This is a genomic window from Nocardia sp. NPDC051321, from assembly GCF_044455225.1.
Taxonomy (GTDB): domain Bacteria; phylum Actinomycetota; class Actinomycetes; order Mycobacteriales; family Mycobacteriaceae; genus Nocardia.
In genome coordinates this window covers 23,296-38,754 of record NZ_JBITEM010000020.1, presented here as the reverse complement: position 1 = coordinate 38,754, position 15,459 = coordinate 23,296, and the positions used below count along the sequence as shown (strand labels likewise).

The window sequence follows — 15,459 nt, the reverse complement described above, 5'->3', positions numbered from 1 at the left end:
CTACTTGCCCGCGAGGGGCGGCGGGGTCGGGCCCGTCAGTGGGCCCGACGCGTAATACGCGCGGCAAACTCCGTTGCTGTCCAGATCGGTCGCGGCTTCGATGACCGATTTGCCGTCGGCCGCGGGCAGGAGCGCCGAACTGTAGTTCTTGCACGGTGCGTCGGTGATGCCGTCGATGACGATCGGTGCGGCCATCTCATACCAATTGCCTTCGCCCATCGTGTCATTGGCCAACAGGGTCCGGCCGGTACTCGGTGTCATCGTGCCGTCCACGCTCGACACCATCTGGCCGGACAGCAGGATGGTGCCGTTCGGGCCGGGCCCTGGGCTCCAGGCCGGATAAGGCGCGTGCTGGGTATAGCCGCCATCGGCGGCGGTGCGCACCACGGTCCCGAGGAACCGCGGATCGCCGTAATTCCAACCGTCCGTTGACCTCCGGAAATAGGTCAGACACTGATGCACCTTGTCGGTATTGCAGATTTCGTAGCTCATGAAGTAGCTGCCGTCCGGCAATCTGATGGCGTTGGCCATGCCGGGCCGCACGTATTGGACGTCGCTGACCACCGTGTCGGTCTGGTTCACCCAGTGCACGCCGTCGGGGGAGCGGACCTGCACTAATTTCTGACTGTGCTCGTGGCTGTCGGTCTCGTCGGAGTAGAAGGCGACGAGTTGCCCGTCCGCCGACATCGATAGGCTCGGCTCCCACGCACTCGGTAGCAGCGGTCCCCAATCGGTGAAACTGAACAGGCTGTTCGATGTCGCGATGCTGGACACGAATTCCCAGTGCGCGCCCTGATCGCGGCTGGCCCAGAGCCGTTGTTCGACATGCCGCAGCACCACGTCGAGCACGTCGGAGAACATCGTGTCGGCCCACAGCAGGGTGCCCGCTGGCATATCGCCGACCGCCGTCGGCAGTTCGAACAGCGCCGAACAGCACAGCTGGCCGCCCTTCCTGGACACGGTATCGGTAATGCCGCCACGCTGCCGAAAGGTGGTGCCGCCGTCGGTACTTGCTATGATCGCGCCGGTTTGCCGCAACGTATTGACGCTCGCCACGATGGTGCCGTTGGCCGTACCGCTGTGCTCGAGGCGAACCATCCGCGGATAGAAACTGCTTTCGGGGTACAGCGGCTGGCGCGCTGTCGCCGGTATCGGCGGCTCGGCGCCGGCCGATGGCCAGCCGAGGCCGACTCCGATTACGGTGAGCAGCACACCGATCCGTCGCAACTGATACTCCCCTCGAGTCGAACAACGATGGTTCTCAGAAATGCACGCTGGAAACTCGGCGTTCTCGGTACCGGGCGAGCGGAGATCAGAAGAAATCGTACCGAAGCGCGTGCCCGCGCCCGCCGACCTGAACGGGTAATCGCGTGCCGTGTTTATCGAGGATTCCGAATCATTGCTCCGGGTTGCGGCGGTGTAGCGGTGCCGGGACGCCGTCGTCGAAACCTCGAGAGTCCGTCGATATTTCAGCGATGACCTGCGCGCCGCTGATAGCGTTGGCGTCCCTGAGCCGACAGCAGTACGGCTACCCGAGACCTGGAGATCACCGTATGCCCCATGCTGGAATCAAGGAACTGATCACCCTCGGTCACGAGCAGAAGTACATCACCCACGCCGAGATCAACGAATACGTTCCGGAGGCCGTCGGAGATCGCGATCAGTTCGTCGGCATCATCCAGATGCTGGACGCCAGGGGGATCCCCGTCTACGAGACGGATCCGGTGGACTAACAGCTCGGCCCGAGCGTCGTACCGTTTCGCCCCGCCCCTCTTCGCGAACCATCCGAAGTTCGATTTCACCCCCGAGCACCCGACGAGCTGCTTCCCTCGATCCTTCCGTGACGTGTGCCGCCGATCCGGATGCCTCGCAGATACGAATACGGAATGGCGGTGGTGTAGGCCGGGCAGGTTTTCGGTGAGACGGAGGGATGGATTGTGGTCATTCGGGCGCGCGGTGCACGTTCGATTGCGGGGGTTTCCGCATTGCTGGCGGGGCTGTTGTTGGCGGCGGGCCCGGTGCGGGCTGAGGGTTTGCCCGCAGGGTGTACCGGGGCGGTGACGCCGGGCAACGACACCATTACCTGTACCGACAATCTCCCTGCCGGGGTGGTCCTCGACGCGGGGGATGGCGACGACACGATCGTGATCGAGGGCGATGTGCTCGAGGGGGCGGTCGTGCTGGGTGGCGCGGGCAAGGACAAGATCTCGGCGCGCAATGTCGGCCGGTTCATGTGCCCGGCGGAGGGGATCGGCGCCAACGATGTGAACGGTGGCGTCCTCGACGGCGGTCCTGGAGACGACGAGATCACGGTCGGCGGGCAAGACCGTCCCGCCGCCTGCGACGCGGCCATCCCGAAGGGCCCTGGCGGCAATGTCGGGCGCCATGGCGCGGTCGTGGGTGGTGCGGGCAACGACGTGATCAAGGTCGGCAGCGTCGGCTACTTCTACCAGCCGGACCCCGCCAAGCCGGAGACCACCGCCGGTGCCCATGGTGGCCGGGTATCCGGCGACGAGGGCGACGACTCCATCACCATCGACACCGTCAGTCTCGGCGAGCGGCCGCCAAGCGCCACCGCGCCGGACGCACCCGATGCCGTGTTCGGCGGCGCGGGCAAGGACACCATCGCGATCCATCGAACCGTCGGCGCGGCCGACATCTACGGCGATGCCTTCGCGCCCATCCCCGACGCGGGCAGCGACACCATCACCGTGGACGAGATGACCGGTGGCTGGATACACGGCGGACCCGGCGACGACACGATCACCGGCGGCACCCTCGGCGGCTCGGGCGCCGCGCTGTGGGGCGACGACGGCAACGACACCATCAAGGCCGGTGACATGTACCTCGGCGCCAGCGTGTTCGGCGGTGACGGCAACGACGTGCTCTCGGCGACCTCACTCAACAAGGACGGAAACTCCCGCGCCGCCACCCTGATCGGCGGCAACGGCGACGACAAGATCGACGTCGGCACCGTCGGCACCACCGACTCCGTCGTCCTCGGCGACGGCAGCGATTTCGCCAGCGGCGCCGACCCGAACATCGGCACCGGCAAGGACACCATCACCGCAATCGCCAACAACGGCAGCATCTTCGGCGGCAACGACGACGACACCATCACCATCGACGTGAACAACAACCTCGTCGACGGCAGCGCGGGCAAGAACACCTGCACCATCAAAGGTCAGGGGTCGAGAGGTTCCGTCACGGCGTGCGAACAGCCTTAACATGGGCTGCACAGTCGAACGGGCCTGTGCCAGTGCGGAACTGGGCAAGGTCCAGTCCGTCACGGTGCGGGTTCGAACCAGGCCGGCTCATCGGACAGCGCGTGCTTGATACGCAGTAGCGCATGCTCGGGCAACTCCGGCAGCGCGGCGATGTCGAACCAGGCGACCTCCAGCGATTCGTCGTCGTTGACCCGCGCCGTGCCGCCGACGGCCCGGCACCGGAAGGTGATGTCCATGAACTGGCAAATGTCGCCGTTCGGGTAGGTGTGCGGCAGCATGGACCGGACGAGCACGATGCGTTCGGCGACACAGCGAACGGCGGTCTCCTCGTACACCTCGCGCACCGCGCAGGCCGCGGGTTGCTCGCCGGGGTCCGGCATCCCGGCGAGGATCGCCCAGTTACCGCTGTCGGCGCGACGGCCGAGCAGCAGTCGGCCGTCGTCATCGAAGACCACCGCGCTGACGCCAGGCAGCCACAGCAGCTGTCTGCCCGCGTCGGCCCGGATGGTTCGGATGAAGTCGGGAGTTGCCATGGGTACGACAGTATTCCGTGCGTCAGTTGGTGCGTGCGGTGTAGCCCGCGGTCAGATGGCTTGGTGCGCGGTTGGTCAGCTCTCCTGTGTTTCGGCGATCTCCACGCCCGCATCGCGGAGTTCACCCAGCGCCCGATCGATGCTGACGGGAGAGACACCGGCGGAAAGATCCAGTAGCACCCGGGTGCCGAACCCGGCGGTACGGGCGTCCATTGCGGTTGCGCGAACGCAGTGGTCGGTGGCGATGCCACAGACGTCGACAGTGTCGATTCCTTTGGCACGCAGCCAGTCCGCGAGGGTCGTGCCGTCGGTGGCGGCGCCCTCGAACCCCGAGTAGGCGGCGGAGTAGGCGCCCTTGAAGAACACCTCGTCGATCGGCGCGAAAGATTGACCCCGCTCCAATTTCCGGCCGTGCCGATCGTCTCGTGGTCAACTACTCCGCTGATCCGGGCGGTTCGACGATCGTGTCCGGGCCAGGGTCGACGAGGGATTCGCGACCGTCAGCGAATCGCACCAGATACGGCGGTTGCCCGTCAGGGCCACGAACTTCGATGATCTCGCCTGACCGGTCACGCGGGCTAGCAGAAGATGAGTCACGGAGGAATATCTGGTCGCCTATCGTTGCGTACATCAGCCGCTCCTGTCTGTCGATGAAACACTGCTCGGACTGGTAGCCGGATTATTGGAAAGTGACCCGCGCTGGTTGTGACCGCTCAACGGCTAGCCATCCCGGCGGGAGTCCGCGGAGTTGCCGGAACCAGATAGGCGTTGATCGCTTCGAACATCGACACCGCGGAGAAGCCTTTCCATCTGCCGTGCCAGTCTTCCACCGGCCGCGCCCAGCTGGAGAACTTCGCGCCGACCGTATTGGTGGCCCGATTGATGTAAACGAGCTGGCCGTGGACGCCGATGCAGATCACCACGTCACGATTGCCCGTAGGGGACCAGAACATGCTGCGGAACTTGCCACCACACATGTCCAGCTCGGCGTAGTTGGGGCCGTCCTCGAATGCATCCACGGAGCCCTCTTCGAAGATGTCTCTCACCCAGCCCTGCGATACCACTTGCAGGTTATCGTTATGGATCGGCTTACCACCCCGGCAGATCATTGCCCCGAACCGGGCCAGGTCACGAAGAGTGGCGCAGATGCCGCCGTCGTACGCCGCGGTGCCTTCCCTGTCGACGGTGATGTAGGCATCGTGCTCGGCCCCCAGCTTTGACCAGAGCAGGTCTGAAGTCAGCTCCGCGAACGACTTGCGTACATTGTGGCGCTGTTGGTAAGCAGCTTCGCAAACCAAGCCGAGCACGGCGGTTTCGCAGCTGCGGTATTCGAAGCGGTCGCCATGCTTGCCGCCCTGCGCTGTCAGGCTGTAGAGAAACTGCTCGAGCGTTTCCGGTGGGCTACTGGGCGGCCCCCATTCGGCTGCGGCCTCCATCCTGCGTACTTCGGACTTGGGGTCGAGGTAATCCTCGGAAAATTTGATATCGCTCACCATATCGAGCACGTGCCGGACGGTGGCGCCGTCGTAGCCGGAACCCACCAGATCCTTCACGTACCTGGTCACCTCCCAACTGGGATCGAGCGTCTTTTTTCCGTTGATCGTCTCGTCCACCAAGGCCCCGGCGATGGTCGCGGTCAGCGTCTTGGTCACCGACATCAGCAGGTGTTTCGTAGTCTTCGACATCCCGGGGTACTTCTCGACGACCACCTCGTTGTTGTGCAGCACGATCCAGCCGTCGGTATCCGTGGCATCGATGATGTCCTGAACCGTGTAGAGGTTGTTGTTGTCGTACAGCTGCACCTCGAGCTCGAGGATCTCGGCAGGGTCGACCGAACTCGGATTCAGCGGCGCCACTTCATTATCGCCGTGGATCCGCCGAATCGGCACCGTTCTGAGGACTTGATCCACGTTTTGGAATGACCAGCTTCCTACCGATTTCTGCCAGTTCTCATTGGTCACCTTCATGCAGGGGGCAGGGGTGGGAACAGGGGGAACGGGCGTCGAGCCATACATTGGATCTCCCTTCGAATGTGGAGGATTCTGAGCCGATGACCGGTGCGGTGGCGGACTCGACCAGATGTGGCTGGGTTTCCTGCGACCAAGAACCGCAGACTATTGGCAGTGAACGGGATCGCCAGCCGTGCATACCAATTCGTTGCGATAGCGAGAACTCGGTCCAGTATCGGCTACCACAGACCGCGCAGTCTCACGGCTCGTGAGAATAAGTGTCCTACACGCTTCCCGGAGCCGAATTCGTCAGGTAGCGAACGCCACCTGGAACTCGTTGACGCCGAGCGGAGTTGTTGGTTGTGCGGTCACAATCGATCACCTCCCGCTGAGTCGTGACCGACACTCGACAACCACAAACGCGGTTGTCGGAAGCTGGAGTTCGATGATGAATCTGTAGCGAATTGCCTTGGCTACCAATACCACTCTCCCACCACGGCTGCGCATGCGCCACGGATCTGGCGAAAACCGACATAGAGACTGTTTGGGCGCAGTTCCCGTTCCGCAGTTCGGCTCTCCCCGCGTGGCACCTGCCGGGTATCGGCCTGACGGGCGGGTGCGCGCAGGCCAGTGGATGACCCAGTCGTGCAGGTGTGCCGCGAAATGCATGGGAGACGTCCGTCGGACAGCGCCGGAACGCAAAGCGCCGGAGTCGGACTCGCGCCGATCACGTCCATGCCGGTCGTGGGAAGCGCGGCGGTGGTAAATCCTGTCGACAGTCGGCGATTGAAGCCGATATATGCGGGGTATGCGACCGATACCGGGCTGTTTTGGACTGGCCGGCAGGTATGTCGGCCGAGTCCGAAGCAGCGGCGGTCGGAAGGATGTCCCCGGCATCGTCAACGGCGACGAGCCACTCAAGGGCGAGCAGGCGCGGCGGGAGCTATCGTTAGCCGACCGCGGCTGAGCCCGGGCAAGTTTCGAGATAGTCGGCGTTGCGGTAGCTGGATACCGTGCTCGCCCCTGCGAAAGGGGACACGGTTGTCCTTTCCGTTGCAAAATCCCGATGGCACACTGCCCGAGCACGTCGCGGTCTCCTTGGGCTGGGATCCGTCCGATCAAAGCCTGTTCGTGGATGTCGACGGCACGGTCACCCCGGGCAGCAGGATCGACTTGAACTCGGCGGCTTTACTTTTCGCGGGCGAGGTGCTGTTCGACGCGGTTTACCACGAGCAGCTGGTCTCGCGCGACGGATCGATCGCGCACAGCGGCGACAGCCCCACGGGCGACGGCGCAGGCGACAACGAGGTGATCACCGTCGACCTTGCGCATATGGCGCCGGAGGTGACGTCGGTGATCTTCCTCGTAACCTCATACTCGGAACAGAGTTTCGCGCAGATCGAGAACGCGTACTTCCGTCTCGTCGACACCACGTCCGGTGCCGAGATCACCCGCTACGTGCTGAGCGGCGGACCGCACACCGGCCTGGCGATGGGCAAACTCGTTCGCACACCGCAGTGTTGGTACTTCGTCGGGATCGGGGAAGGAATCTACGCGCATCACGTCGCCGAGGCGGTTCCGCAGCTGGCGCGATTCCTGCCGTAGGCCTCAAAGCGGTTGGTACCCAGCGCCGATCTCGCCGCGGGCGTTCAGGTCGTTCATGATGGAGGTGATGTTGGTGCCGACCTCCGGCCCGAAGCAGCCGACGCCGAGATAGGCGTTCACCATGCCGACCAGCGTGCTGCCGACCACTACCGGCGCGCCGGAATCACCCTTCATCACACACATTTGGGTCCAGGTCTCGGTGGCGGTGGCGCGCACATCGCCCCACACCACGCCGCAGCTCGTCCCGCTGGTGCTGCCGCGTTTGCACACCACATTCGGGAACAGGGCTGGCCCGCCGAGGCCGGTGATGGTGGTGCCGCCGACCTGGTTCACCGGAGTCACCCGCGCCGAATCGAATTCGATGACCGCGTAGTCCAGGGTGTGATCGGAATAGGCGAACCGTCCCACCGTCGCACCGTCGGGGTCGCCCTCCACCACGACGGTCGCGCCCGGCTCGCCGCAGTGCCCCGCGGTCAAACCGACCAGCCGCTGCGCGCTATCCCGGCCGATGGTGGTCAGGGTGCACCCGACGTGCGAGTTGACCAAGATGCCGGAACCGCCGCCGACCGAGGGTGGGGTGCGCTCCGTTTGGGCTGCGGCGGTGGCGGTCCCGAGTAGGGCGGCGGCGGAAGCGGCGGCGAAGACGAGTGCGGTTCGTGACACGAGCATGACTCCTCTGGATCGATCTCCCGGCACCGGCTGGCCGGGTCTTTCGCGAGATTCCCGAGTTGAGCGTTTCCAAACAGGCTACGCCGCAATAGAATTCGCCTACGAATTATCGATACCGAGCAGCAACCGCGCGCCGGCCGCGAAGGCTTCGGGGTCCTCCAGCTGCGGATAGTGCCCGAGGCCAGCGAGTTCGACCACTGTAGCCGCGGGACGCAACGCGCGCAGTCCGTCCAGGACGGCCACGGTGGCCACCGGATCCGCAGTGCCCCACAGCAAGCCGAGCGGCTTGTGCCAGTCGCGGACCGCGCCGTGCCAGCGATCGGCGTGCATCACCCGCTCCGTGAGGTAGGCGGTGAGCAGGTGCGCGATCCGGTGGCCGCCTGCGCGCGACAGCAGCTCCCACTGGGCCTCGGCCTCGCTCTTGGTCAGCGGGTGTGCTGCCGAAAACAGTTGCGCGAACTCGCGAGTGAAGACCGGCCGGTTCGCCAGCCGCGCCGCCACCGGTCCGAGCGGGCCGCGCAGAATCTTCTGGATCGGCCGCAGCGACGCCTTCTCCAGGATCACACTGCCATTGCTCAGCACCGCGCGGTCGAGGGCGCAGGTCAGTGCACCGTCGATGTCCCTGGCGAGCAGCTCGGTGGCGACGGAGGTGCCCATGTCGTGCGCCAGCAGCACGACCGGGCCTGCCACGGTGGCAGCGACCACCTCCTCGACGATGTCGGCCTGCTCGAACAGGCTGTAGTGGTGCGGTCGCGGCTTCTCCGACAGCCCGAACCCGAGGAAGTCGATGGCGAGCCAAGCCCGGCCGCCGAGCCGTCCGACGACCTCGCGGAAGTCGTACGAGCTGGACGGATAGCCGTGCAGCAGCACGACGGTCGGTCCGTCACCGGGCGCGGAGCGGGCGAACACCGAGCCCGCCCGCGCGCGCAGTTGACGCCCACCGTCGCGCCACTCCCGCACCGGCATCAGCTGATCAGTCCGCGCCTGGTCAGCAGCGGCTCGATCTCGGGCTCCCGGCCGCGGAAAGCCGCGAAGGCGGCCAGCGGGTCCACCGACCCACCGCGCGAGAGCAGTTCGCGCCGAAACGCCGTGCCCTTATCCCGGATCGACGCGGCACCGTCGTCGAACCAATCCACCGTGTCCGCGTCCAGCACCTCGCTCCAGATGTAGGAGTAGTACCCCGCGGCGTAGTCGCCCGCGAAGATATGCGCGAAGTAGCCGGTCCGGTACCGCGGCGGGATCGCCTCGATCGCGAGGCCTGCCTTGCGCAGCGCCTCCTCCTCGAACGTCTCGGCGTCCGCCCCGGCCAGCGCCTCGGTTCCGGGTACGCGATGCCACGCCCAATCCAACAGCGCGGCGCCGAGGTACTCGACGGTCCGGAAGCCCTCGCCGAACCGTTCGGCCGCCGCCATGCGTTCGACCAGGTCGGCGGGCATCTGCTCGCCGGTGTCGATATGCCTCGCGTAGTTCGCCAGCACCTCCGGGTGCGACATCCACATCTCGTTCACCTGCGAGGGGAACTCGACGAAGTCGCGGGGCACCTCGGTTCCCGAGAAGAACGGGTACCGCACATCGGAGAACAGCCCGTGCAGCGCGTGCCCGAACTCGTGGAAGAGGGTCCTGACGTTATCCCAGGTGAGCAGAGCCGGTTCGCCGGTCGGCGGCTTCACGATATTGAGGTTGTTCACCACCACCGGCCGGGCGTCCAGCAGTCGGGACTGGCTGACCAGCTCGTTCATCCAGGCGCCGCCGTGCTTCGACGGCCGGGCGAAGAAGTCGCCGAGGAACAGGCCGAGTGCGCTTCCGTCGGCGTCGAATACCTCGAAGACCCGGACCTCCGAGTGGTAGCCGACCAGGTCGTCGCGCTCGCGAAACGTGATGCCGTAGACCAGTTCAGCGGCGAAGAAGACGCCGTCGCGCAGCACCCGCTCGAGTTCGAAATACGGGCGCAGTGCGTCGGCGTCCACCGAGAACCGCTCGGCGCGCACCCGCTGGGACCAGAATTGCCAGTCCCAGGAGCGGAGTTCGTCGTCGCCCTGCATCGTCGAAGCCAATTCGGCCGCTTCACGTTCCGCGTTGGCGACCGCGGGCGGGACGAGACGCCCGAGCATCTCTTCGACCGCCTCGGGGGTCCGCGCGGTCTGATCGGCCACCGCGTACGCCGCGTGGTCGGGGTAGCCGAGCAGTGCGGCACGCTCGGCGCGCAGGGTGGCGATGCGGACGGCGAGGGTGCCGTTGTCATGGTCTTCGGTCAGGCCGCGGTTCAGCGAGGCCGTCATCACTCGGTGGCGCACGTCGCGGTCGGCCAGCGAGGCGAGAACGGGCTGGTTGGAGACGTTCTGCAGACTCAGCGCCCAGGCATGCTCGCGGCCGGCCGATCGGGCGTTCTCGGCCGCGGCGGTCACCGCCGCGGGGCTGAGTCCGGCCAGTTCGTCCGCGTTGTCAAGGATCACCGTCGCGGCGTTTCTGGCGGCCACGTTGTTTTGCCCGAACTCGGTTGTTGCGGCGGCAATCTCGGTGTTGAGCTCGCGTAACCGGGCTTGGCCCTTGGCATCCAGTCCGGCACCGGCGCGGACGAATCGGAGGTGATACTGCTCGACCAGCCGCCGGTCCTCGGCGTTCAGGCCCAGCTCGGTACGGCGTTGATGGAGCGATTCGATCCTGGCGAAGAGCGCGGGATCGAGGTGGATGGCGTCCCGGTGCGCGGCCAACCTCGGGGACATCTCCGCCTCGATCGCGTCGGTGCCCGTGCTGGAATCCGACGACGAGATGTTGAAGAAGACATTGGACACCCTGGTCAGCAAGGCGCCCGAACGTTCGAGTGCCTCGACGGTGTTGGCGACCGTCGGCTCGTCGTCCCCGGCCGTGATCGCGGCGACCTCGGCAAGCTGCTCCGCCATGCCGCGCTCGAACGCGGGCACGTAGTGCTCCTCGCGGATCTCAGCGAACGGGGGCAACTGGTAGGGCAGCGCGCTGCGCTCGAAGAACGGGTTGCTCGTCATGCCTGAACCCTATGCCGGATCACCGTTCGATCGCCGGTGGATATGCGCATTGCCCGGCCGTAGTCGCTGGGACGCTCACGGTTCCAACACGTTTCGCGTCTACAACGTCATCCGGCAGTGCCGCACTCCGCGGCAGTCTCACCTCAGCTCAACCGGCGAAGCGCCGGCTACGCCGCGTTGGTGTGCGGCGTGAAACTGACCTGCGCATCATCCTCATCGATCGCGATGTTCAGCGAAGCATCCAGAGCTCGTGCGAGTTTCGCGAGCAACGGAAGGGTGGGGACCGCGTCAGACCCCTCGATCCGAGAGATTTTCGCCTGCGTGAGCCCCGCACGCGCGGCAAGTTCGGCCTGGGTCAACCCGAGCTCGGTGCGGCGAAGATAAACGGCTTCGGCCAACGCCATGGCCAGCCGAATCCCCTGCCGAGCCTCGGTGACCGCCTCGGATTCGCCAGCCTCGCGATCATTTCGCCTCGTCCATCGACTGTGCGTCATCACAGCTCTCCCTTTTCGATCACGCGTACGAACTCGTCGTGGGCGAGACCATGCTCAGCCTCGCACACCATTCGTGCTTGGATGGCGCGCTTCACTTCAGCGTCCTCCCGGTCTTTGGTCTTGCGGAATGTCGTGAGTAACACGATGGTCCGATCGGACCGGAACCAGTAGGTGATCCGGGTCGCGGCGCCATCGAGTGTCGGTCGTAGCTCACGCACACCTTCGCCTAGGTGGCGTGAGAATGGTTCGCCCAGCGTCGTCGCGCGCTCAGCGAGCAGGCCGACATATTCGTCAACTTTGAGGAAGTGCTTAGCAGGCAGCAACTCCAACCAGTCCCGCACTTCTGGCTCGATCTCGATCGAGTACAGCGGATTCACCCCAGCAGTCTATATGTCGTCGGCGACATGCCGGCTCGACGTGCCGCGCGGTGAACCGGGACAGCCTGCTCGCCGAGCAGGCGCGGGTGCGGGGGATGCGTGGATTCAGATCGAACGGCCTGGTTGAAGCGCTATTGGGGGTATGGCTTATGCCATATTGCTTATATGTAATTGTGTCTGTTACCGTGCGTCACGGCAATACTGCTGACGGCAGAGATCCGTGACTTGTCGAGTTGGCTGCCGATGTGCTGGCGAAAAGGACATGAGGCTCGAACAGATAGCGGAGAACGTCATGAAAAGTGCCTGGGTGTACGGCGTTGTATTCCTGGTTCTAGCCGTGACCGCGATATTTATTGCCCGGTTGCGACTGAGCGAGATTCCGGACTTGGCGATCGGGCATTCGAGTGCGCCACCGGTGCTGGGGCGGCCGAGTGAGAAGGTCGTCGATTACGAGATCGACGGTCCGAGCGGCATGCCGGTGCGGCTGTCGTATCTGGATGATCAAGGCAATGTCAAGGACGTCTCGACCGACCTGCCGTGGCGGACCTCGCTGCGCACCCACCGGCTGACGCTGTCGACGGGGGTGGTCGCGCAATCGGAGGCCGACCAGGTCTCGTGCCGGATAGTCATCGATGGGCAGCCCCGTGCTGCGCAGGTATCGAACGGACGGTTCGCCGCGGTCAACTGCACGGTGCCGGTGTCATGAACGAGCGAATGAGGCGCGTTTTGATCCGCGCGCGCGAGGTGCTCGTCCGGATGCGCGCCGAACTCGCGGTGCCGTTCGACCGGACGCTTGCCCGCCGCCGACCCGGTCGACCGTTGCTGGCTCGGCTGCTCTACCTGTTCTCGCTGCCGATCATCGCGGTGTGGTTATTAGTCGCCGGTGGGCTCAATCTTTTTGTCCCCCAACTAGAGACAGTGGTCAACGGGCATGCCAAGTCTTTTCTGCCGGACGAGGCCTCCTCGGTGCAGGCGATCGTCAAGATGGGCAACTCGTTCGGCGGGGCGGGGACGAACAATTTCGTCTACGTACTGCTCGAAGGGGACGCGCCGCTCGGCAACGACGCGCATCGCTATTACACGACGCTGCTCGATCGGCTGAGCAAGGACAAAACGCACGTCAATTCCGCGATGGATCTATGGTCCAATCCGACCTTCGCCCCGGCGAGCGAGAGTTCCGACGGCAAAGTGTCGTATGTGCTGCTCAACCTGGCCGGGAATATGGGCACGGCGCTGGCCATGGAATCCACCCAGGCGGCCAGGGATATCATCGCCGACACCCCACCGCCGCCCGGAATCACGGTGCACCTGACGGGCCCGTCCGCGGTTGTCAACGATGAACTCGTCGCGATCAATGATTCGATGCTGCTGCTCATTCTGGTGTGTGCCGGGCTGGTCGGCGTGGTTCTGCTCTGCGTCTATCGCTCGCCGATCACGGTGGCGATGCCGCTGCTGACCGTCGGGATGGGACTGGCGGTGGCTCGCCCAGTGGTGGCCTACCTGGGCGAGCATCAGGTGATCGGCGTCTCGATCTTCGCCTCCGCGTTGCTGGCGGTGATCGTGCTCGGTGCGGGGACGAATTACGGCATCTTCCTGCTCGGTCGCTATCAAGAGGCGCGGCGCGCTGGCGAGGATCCGGAAACGGCGTATTACACAGCGCTGCACGGTGTTCTGCACATCATCGTGGCTTCGGGCTTGACCGTCGCAGGCGCGACCGCCTGCATGTCCATCACCAGGCTCGCGATTTTCAGCACCTCCGGCTTGCCGTGCACGATCGCCGTAAGCGTCACTCTCGCAGCGGCATTGACGTTGGGTCCGGCGTTGCTGGCGCTCGGCAGCCGCCTCGGTTTTCTGGAGCCGCGTGCGCAGTCGTCGCAGCGTCGGTGGCGGCGGATCGCGACCGCCGTGGTCCGCTGGCCCGGGCCGGTACTTGTCGCCAGTCTGGTGGTGCTCGTGCTGGCGATACTCGTGTTGCCGACCTTCCGGCCGAGTTTCAACGAGCGCATTGCTCAGCCGAGCGACTCACCCGCCAACCTGGGTATCGCAGCGGCCGACCGCCATTTGCCGCCGAACATCATGTCGCCGAGCATGTTTCTCGTCGAATCCGATCACGATCTGCGCAATCCAGCGGACCTGATCGCGCTCGCGAAACTGACCAACGCGGTGTTGCAAGTCCCCGGAGTCAGTGCGGTGCAGGGTATTACGCGTCCGCTGAGCACGCCGCTCGAAGAGGGCACGCTGACCAATCAGGCGGGCTACATCGGCAATCGCTTCACCCAGTTGAAGAGCATGCTCACCCCGCGCCTGGACGACCTGACCGGCCTCGCCGGGCAGATCGATCAGTTGAATCTCACGGTCAACGGCGTGCAGGCCGCGCTGGATACGGGGGAGCAGGGGTTCGCTCAGGTGAACGGTAGTGCCGTCGCGTTGCAGTCGGCTGTTGGTGGTGTAGTGGAGAAACTGAACTCGCTGCGCGATACCGCCGGGCCCGCAAAACAATTCGTGAGTTCGATCCCGAACTGCCAAGACGTCCGTGCCTGCCAGGCCGCGCTCACCGGATTCTCGTTGTTCGACGATGTCGGGCAGCTCGACAACACCGTCGACGGCCTCGTCAGCGGCGTTCGTGCTGCCTCGCAAGCACTTCCGCAGCTCGGTGCCCAAATCGCGAGCCTGCGGAGTTTCATCACGCAGGTGAACAGCGTCATCGCGCCGCTGCGGGGTACGTTGAATATCTTGCTCCCGCAGATCTCGGAGATAACCCAGTTCCTCGACGAAGTCGGTAAGGGCTTCACCGCGGGCGATCCCAACGGATTCTTCTTCTTGCCGAGCCAAGCCTTCGACAGTCCGCTGTTCAAAAGCGCGCTGCCGTTCTTCTTTTCGCCGGACGGCAAGGTGACGCGGATGATAGTGACGCCGCAGATGGAGGGCTTCAGCAGGGACGCAATGGATCTCAGCGCCAAGATCATTCCGGCGTCGTTGCAGGCGATGAAAGGCACGTCGCTGGCCGGAAGCACGGTCAGCGTCGGTGGTCCCGGCGGCACGCTGCTCAATATCGAGGCGTTCGCGCGGGAGGACTTCATCACCAGTGTGGTGGCCGCGTTCGCGTTCGTGTTCTGTGTGGTGCTGATTCTGCTGCGCAGCCTCGTCGCGGCCGTCGCGGTGATCAGCACCGTCGCGCTGTCGTATCTGTCCGCCCTTGGGCTGACTGTCCTTATCTGGCAACACATTATCGGCAACCCGCTGCACTGGTCGGTGGCGCCGGTGTCGTTCATCTTCCTGGTCGCGGTTGGCGCGGACTACAACATGCTGTTGGTGAGCCGGTTCAAAGAGGAGTTGGTGGCCGGGATCAATACTGGAATCATCCGTTCGATGGTCAATACCGGTGGGGTAGTTACCACCGCGGGGCTCGTGTTCGGCGTGACGATGTTCGCGATGCTGGTGAGTTATGCGCACAACATCGCCCAAATCGGCACCACCGTCGGCATCGGACTGTTTCTCGACACGCTCATAGTTCGATCGTTCGTGGTGCCTGCCATCGCGGCGCTGTCCGGTCGCTGGTTCTGGTGGCCGATCAATATTCTGCGCAGCCGCGGTTGATTACGG

14 protein-coding genes and 1 pseudogene are annotated in these 15,459 nt (G+C 64.8%); 5 read left to right on the top strand and 10 right to left on the bottom strand.

The genetic code is table 11. The annotated features are described in order from the left end of the window. Positions 1–1,227, bottom strand: coding sequence for an exo-alpha-sialidase (locus ACIA8C_RS37705; RefSeq protein WP_397143298.1), 1,227 nt, complete (start codon positions 1,225–1,227; stop codon positions 1–3). Positions 1,228–1,553: 326 nt separating this feature from the next. On the opposite strand from ACIA8C_RS37705, the gene ACIA8C_RS37700 reads away from it, so the two are divergent. Further along, complete coding sequence (locus ACIA8C_RS37700; RefSeq protein WP_150403419.1) at positions 1,554–1,733, top strand: RNA polymerase sigma factor region1.1 domain-containing protein; 180 nt, start codon at positions 1,554–1,556, stop codon at positions 1,731–1,733. A gap of 204 nt (positions 1,734–1,937) precedes the next feature. Then, positions 1,938–3,227, top strand: a complete 1,290-nt coding sequence (locus tag ACIA8C_RS37695; RefSeq protein ID WP_397143296.1) for a calcium-binding protein — start codon at positions 1,938–1,940, stop codon at positions 3,225–3,227. Positions 3,228–3,286: 59 nt separating this feature from the next. Here the strand turns inward: ACIA8C_RS37695 and ACIA8C_RS37690 are convergent, their stop codons facing one another. The 4 genes and pseudogenes from ACIA8C_RS37690 to ACIA8C_RS37675 form a co-directional block, all read right to left on the bottom strand. Further along, positions 3,287–3,760, bottom strand: a complete 474-nt coding sequence (locus ACIA8C_RS37690; RefSeq protein WP_397143295.1) for an NUDIX hydrolase — start codon at positions 3,758–3,760, stop codon at positions 3,287–3,289. A 75-nt stretch (positions 3,761–3,835) separates the two neighbouring features. Continuing rightward, positions 3,836–4,138 (bottom strand): annotated as a pseudogene (locus tag ACIA8C_RS37685) (isochorismatase family protein); the annotation flags it as partial. Positions 4,139–4,193: 55 nt separating this feature from the next. Then, on the bottom strand, positions 4,194–4,391 hold the full coding sequence (locus ACIA8C_RS37680) for a DUF1918 domain-containing protein (RefSeq protein ID WP_397143293.1): 198 nt from the start codon (positions 4,389–4,391) through the stop codon (positions 4,194–4,196). An 82-nt stretch (positions 4,392–4,473) separates the two neighbouring features. Continuing rightward, positions 4,474–5,721 carry a serine hydrolase domain-containing protein gene (locus ACIA8C_RS37675; protein WP_397143291.1) on the bottom strand — a complete coding sequence of 416 codons (1,248 nt, stop codon included), beginning with the start codon at positions 5,719–5,721 and terminating at the stop codon, positions 4,474–4,476. A 651-nt stretch (positions 5,722–6,372) separates the two neighbouring features. Here ACIA8C_RS37675 and ACIA8C_RS37670 point away from each other — a divergent pair. Continuing rightward, entirely contained in the window at positions 6,373–7,314 is a 942-nt protein-coding gene (locus ACIA8C_RS37670; RefSeq protein ID WP_397143289.1) for a TerD family protein, read from the top strand. Between the two features lie 3 nt (positions 7,315–7,317). On the opposite strand, the gene ACIA8C_RS37665 is transcribed toward ACIA8C_RS37670, so the two are convergent. From ACIA8C_RS37665 to ACIA8C_RS37645, 5 genes are all read right to left on the bottom strand, one after another. Continuing rightward, positions 7,318–7,983, bottom strand: a complete 666-nt coding sequence (locus tag ACIA8C_RS37665; protein ID WP_397143287.1) for a serine protease — start codon at positions 7,981–7,983, stop codon at positions 7,318–7,320. A 99-nt stretch (positions 7,984–8,082) separates the two neighbouring features. Beyond that, a complete protein-coding gene (locus tag ACIA8C_RS37660) occupies positions 8,083–8,949 on the bottom strand; it encodes an alpha/beta fold hydrolase (RefSeq protein ID WP_397143285.1) in 867 nt (288 codons plus the stop codon). Further along, complete coding sequence (locus tag ACIA8C_RS37655) at positions 8,949–10,985, bottom strand: M3 family metallopeptidase (protein ID WP_397143283.1); 2,037 nt, start codon at positions 10,983–10,985, stop codon at positions 8,949–8,951. Before ACIA8C_RS37655 ends, ACIA8C_RS37660 begins: the two co-directional genes overlap by 1 nt. Before the next feature lie 167 nt (positions 10,986–11,152). Then, positions 11,153–11,479 (bottom strand): helix-turn-helix domain-containing protein, encoded by a 327-nt coding sequence (locus tag ACIA8C_RS37650; protein WP_397143281.1) that lies wholly within the window; start codon positions 11,477–11,479, stop codon positions 11,153–11,155. After that, complete coding sequence (locus tag ACIA8C_RS37645) at positions 11,479–11,856, bottom strand: type II toxin-antitoxin system RelE/ParE family toxin (RefSeq protein ID WP_397143279.1); 378 nt, start codon at positions 11,854–11,856, stop codon at positions 11,479–11,481. Before ACIA8C_RS37645 ends, ACIA8C_RS37650 begins: the two co-directional genes overlap by 1 nt. Positions 11,857–12,148: 292 nt before the next feature. On the opposite strand from ACIA8C_RS37645, the gene ACIA8C_RS37640 reads away from it, so the two are divergent. After that, on the top strand, positions 12,149–12,562 hold the full coding sequence (locus ACIA8C_RS37640) for an MmpS family transport accessory protein (protein ID WP_397143277.1): 414 nt from the start codon (positions 12,149–12,151) through the stop codon (positions 12,560–12,562). Positions 12,563–12,612: 50 nt separating this feature from the next. Continuing rightward, complete coding sequence (locus ACIA8C_RS37635; RefSeq protein WP_397143513.1) at positions 12,613–15,453, top strand: RND family transporter; 2,841 nt, start codon at positions 12,613–12,615, stop codon at positions 15,451–15,453. The last annotated feature ends 6 nt before the right edge of the window (positions 15,454–15,459 follow it).

Coding starts and splice junctions, on each gene's coding strand:
- ACIA8C_RS37665 (WP_397143287.1), bottom strand. CDS start 7,983: ATGCTCGTGTCACGAACCGCACTCGTCTTCGCCGCCGCTTCCGCCGCC.
- ACIA8C_RS37690 (WP_397143295.1), bottom strand. CDS start 3,760: ATGGCAACTCCCGACTTCATCCGAACCATCCGGGCCGACGCGGGCAGA.
- ACIA8C_RS37660 (WP_397143285.1), bottom strand. CDS start 8,949: ATGCCGGTGCGGGAGTGGCGCGACGGTGGGCGTCAACTGCGCGCGCGG.
- ACIA8C_RS37680 (WP_397143293.1), bottom strand. CDS start 4,391: ATGTACGCAACGATAGGCGACCAGATATTCCTCCGTGACTCATCTTCT.
- ACIA8C_RS37650 (WP_397143281.1), bottom strand. CDS start 11,479: ATGACGCACAGTCGATGGACGAGGCGAAATGATCGCGAGGCTGGCGAA.
- ACIA8C_RS37670 (WP_397143289.1), top strand. CDS start 6,373: ATGCATGGGAGACGTCCGTCGGACAGCGCCGGAACGCAAAGCGCCGGA.
- ACIA8C_RS37640 (WP_397143277.1), top strand. CDS start 12,149: ATGAAAAGTGCCTGGGTGTACGGCGTTGTATTCCTGGTTCTAGCCGTG.
- ACIA8C_RS37700 (WP_150403419.1), top strand. CDS start 1,554: ATGCCCCATGCTGGAATCAAGGAACTGATCACCCTCGGTCACGAGCAG.
- ACIA8C_RS37655 (WP_397143283.1), bottom strand. CDS start 10,985: ATGACGAGCAACCCGTTCTTCGAGCGCAGCGCGCTGCCCTACCAGTTG.
- ACIA8C_RS37635 (WP_397143513.1), top strand. CDS start 12,613: ATGCGCGCCGAACTCGCGGTGCCGTTCGACCGGACGCTTGCCCGCCGC.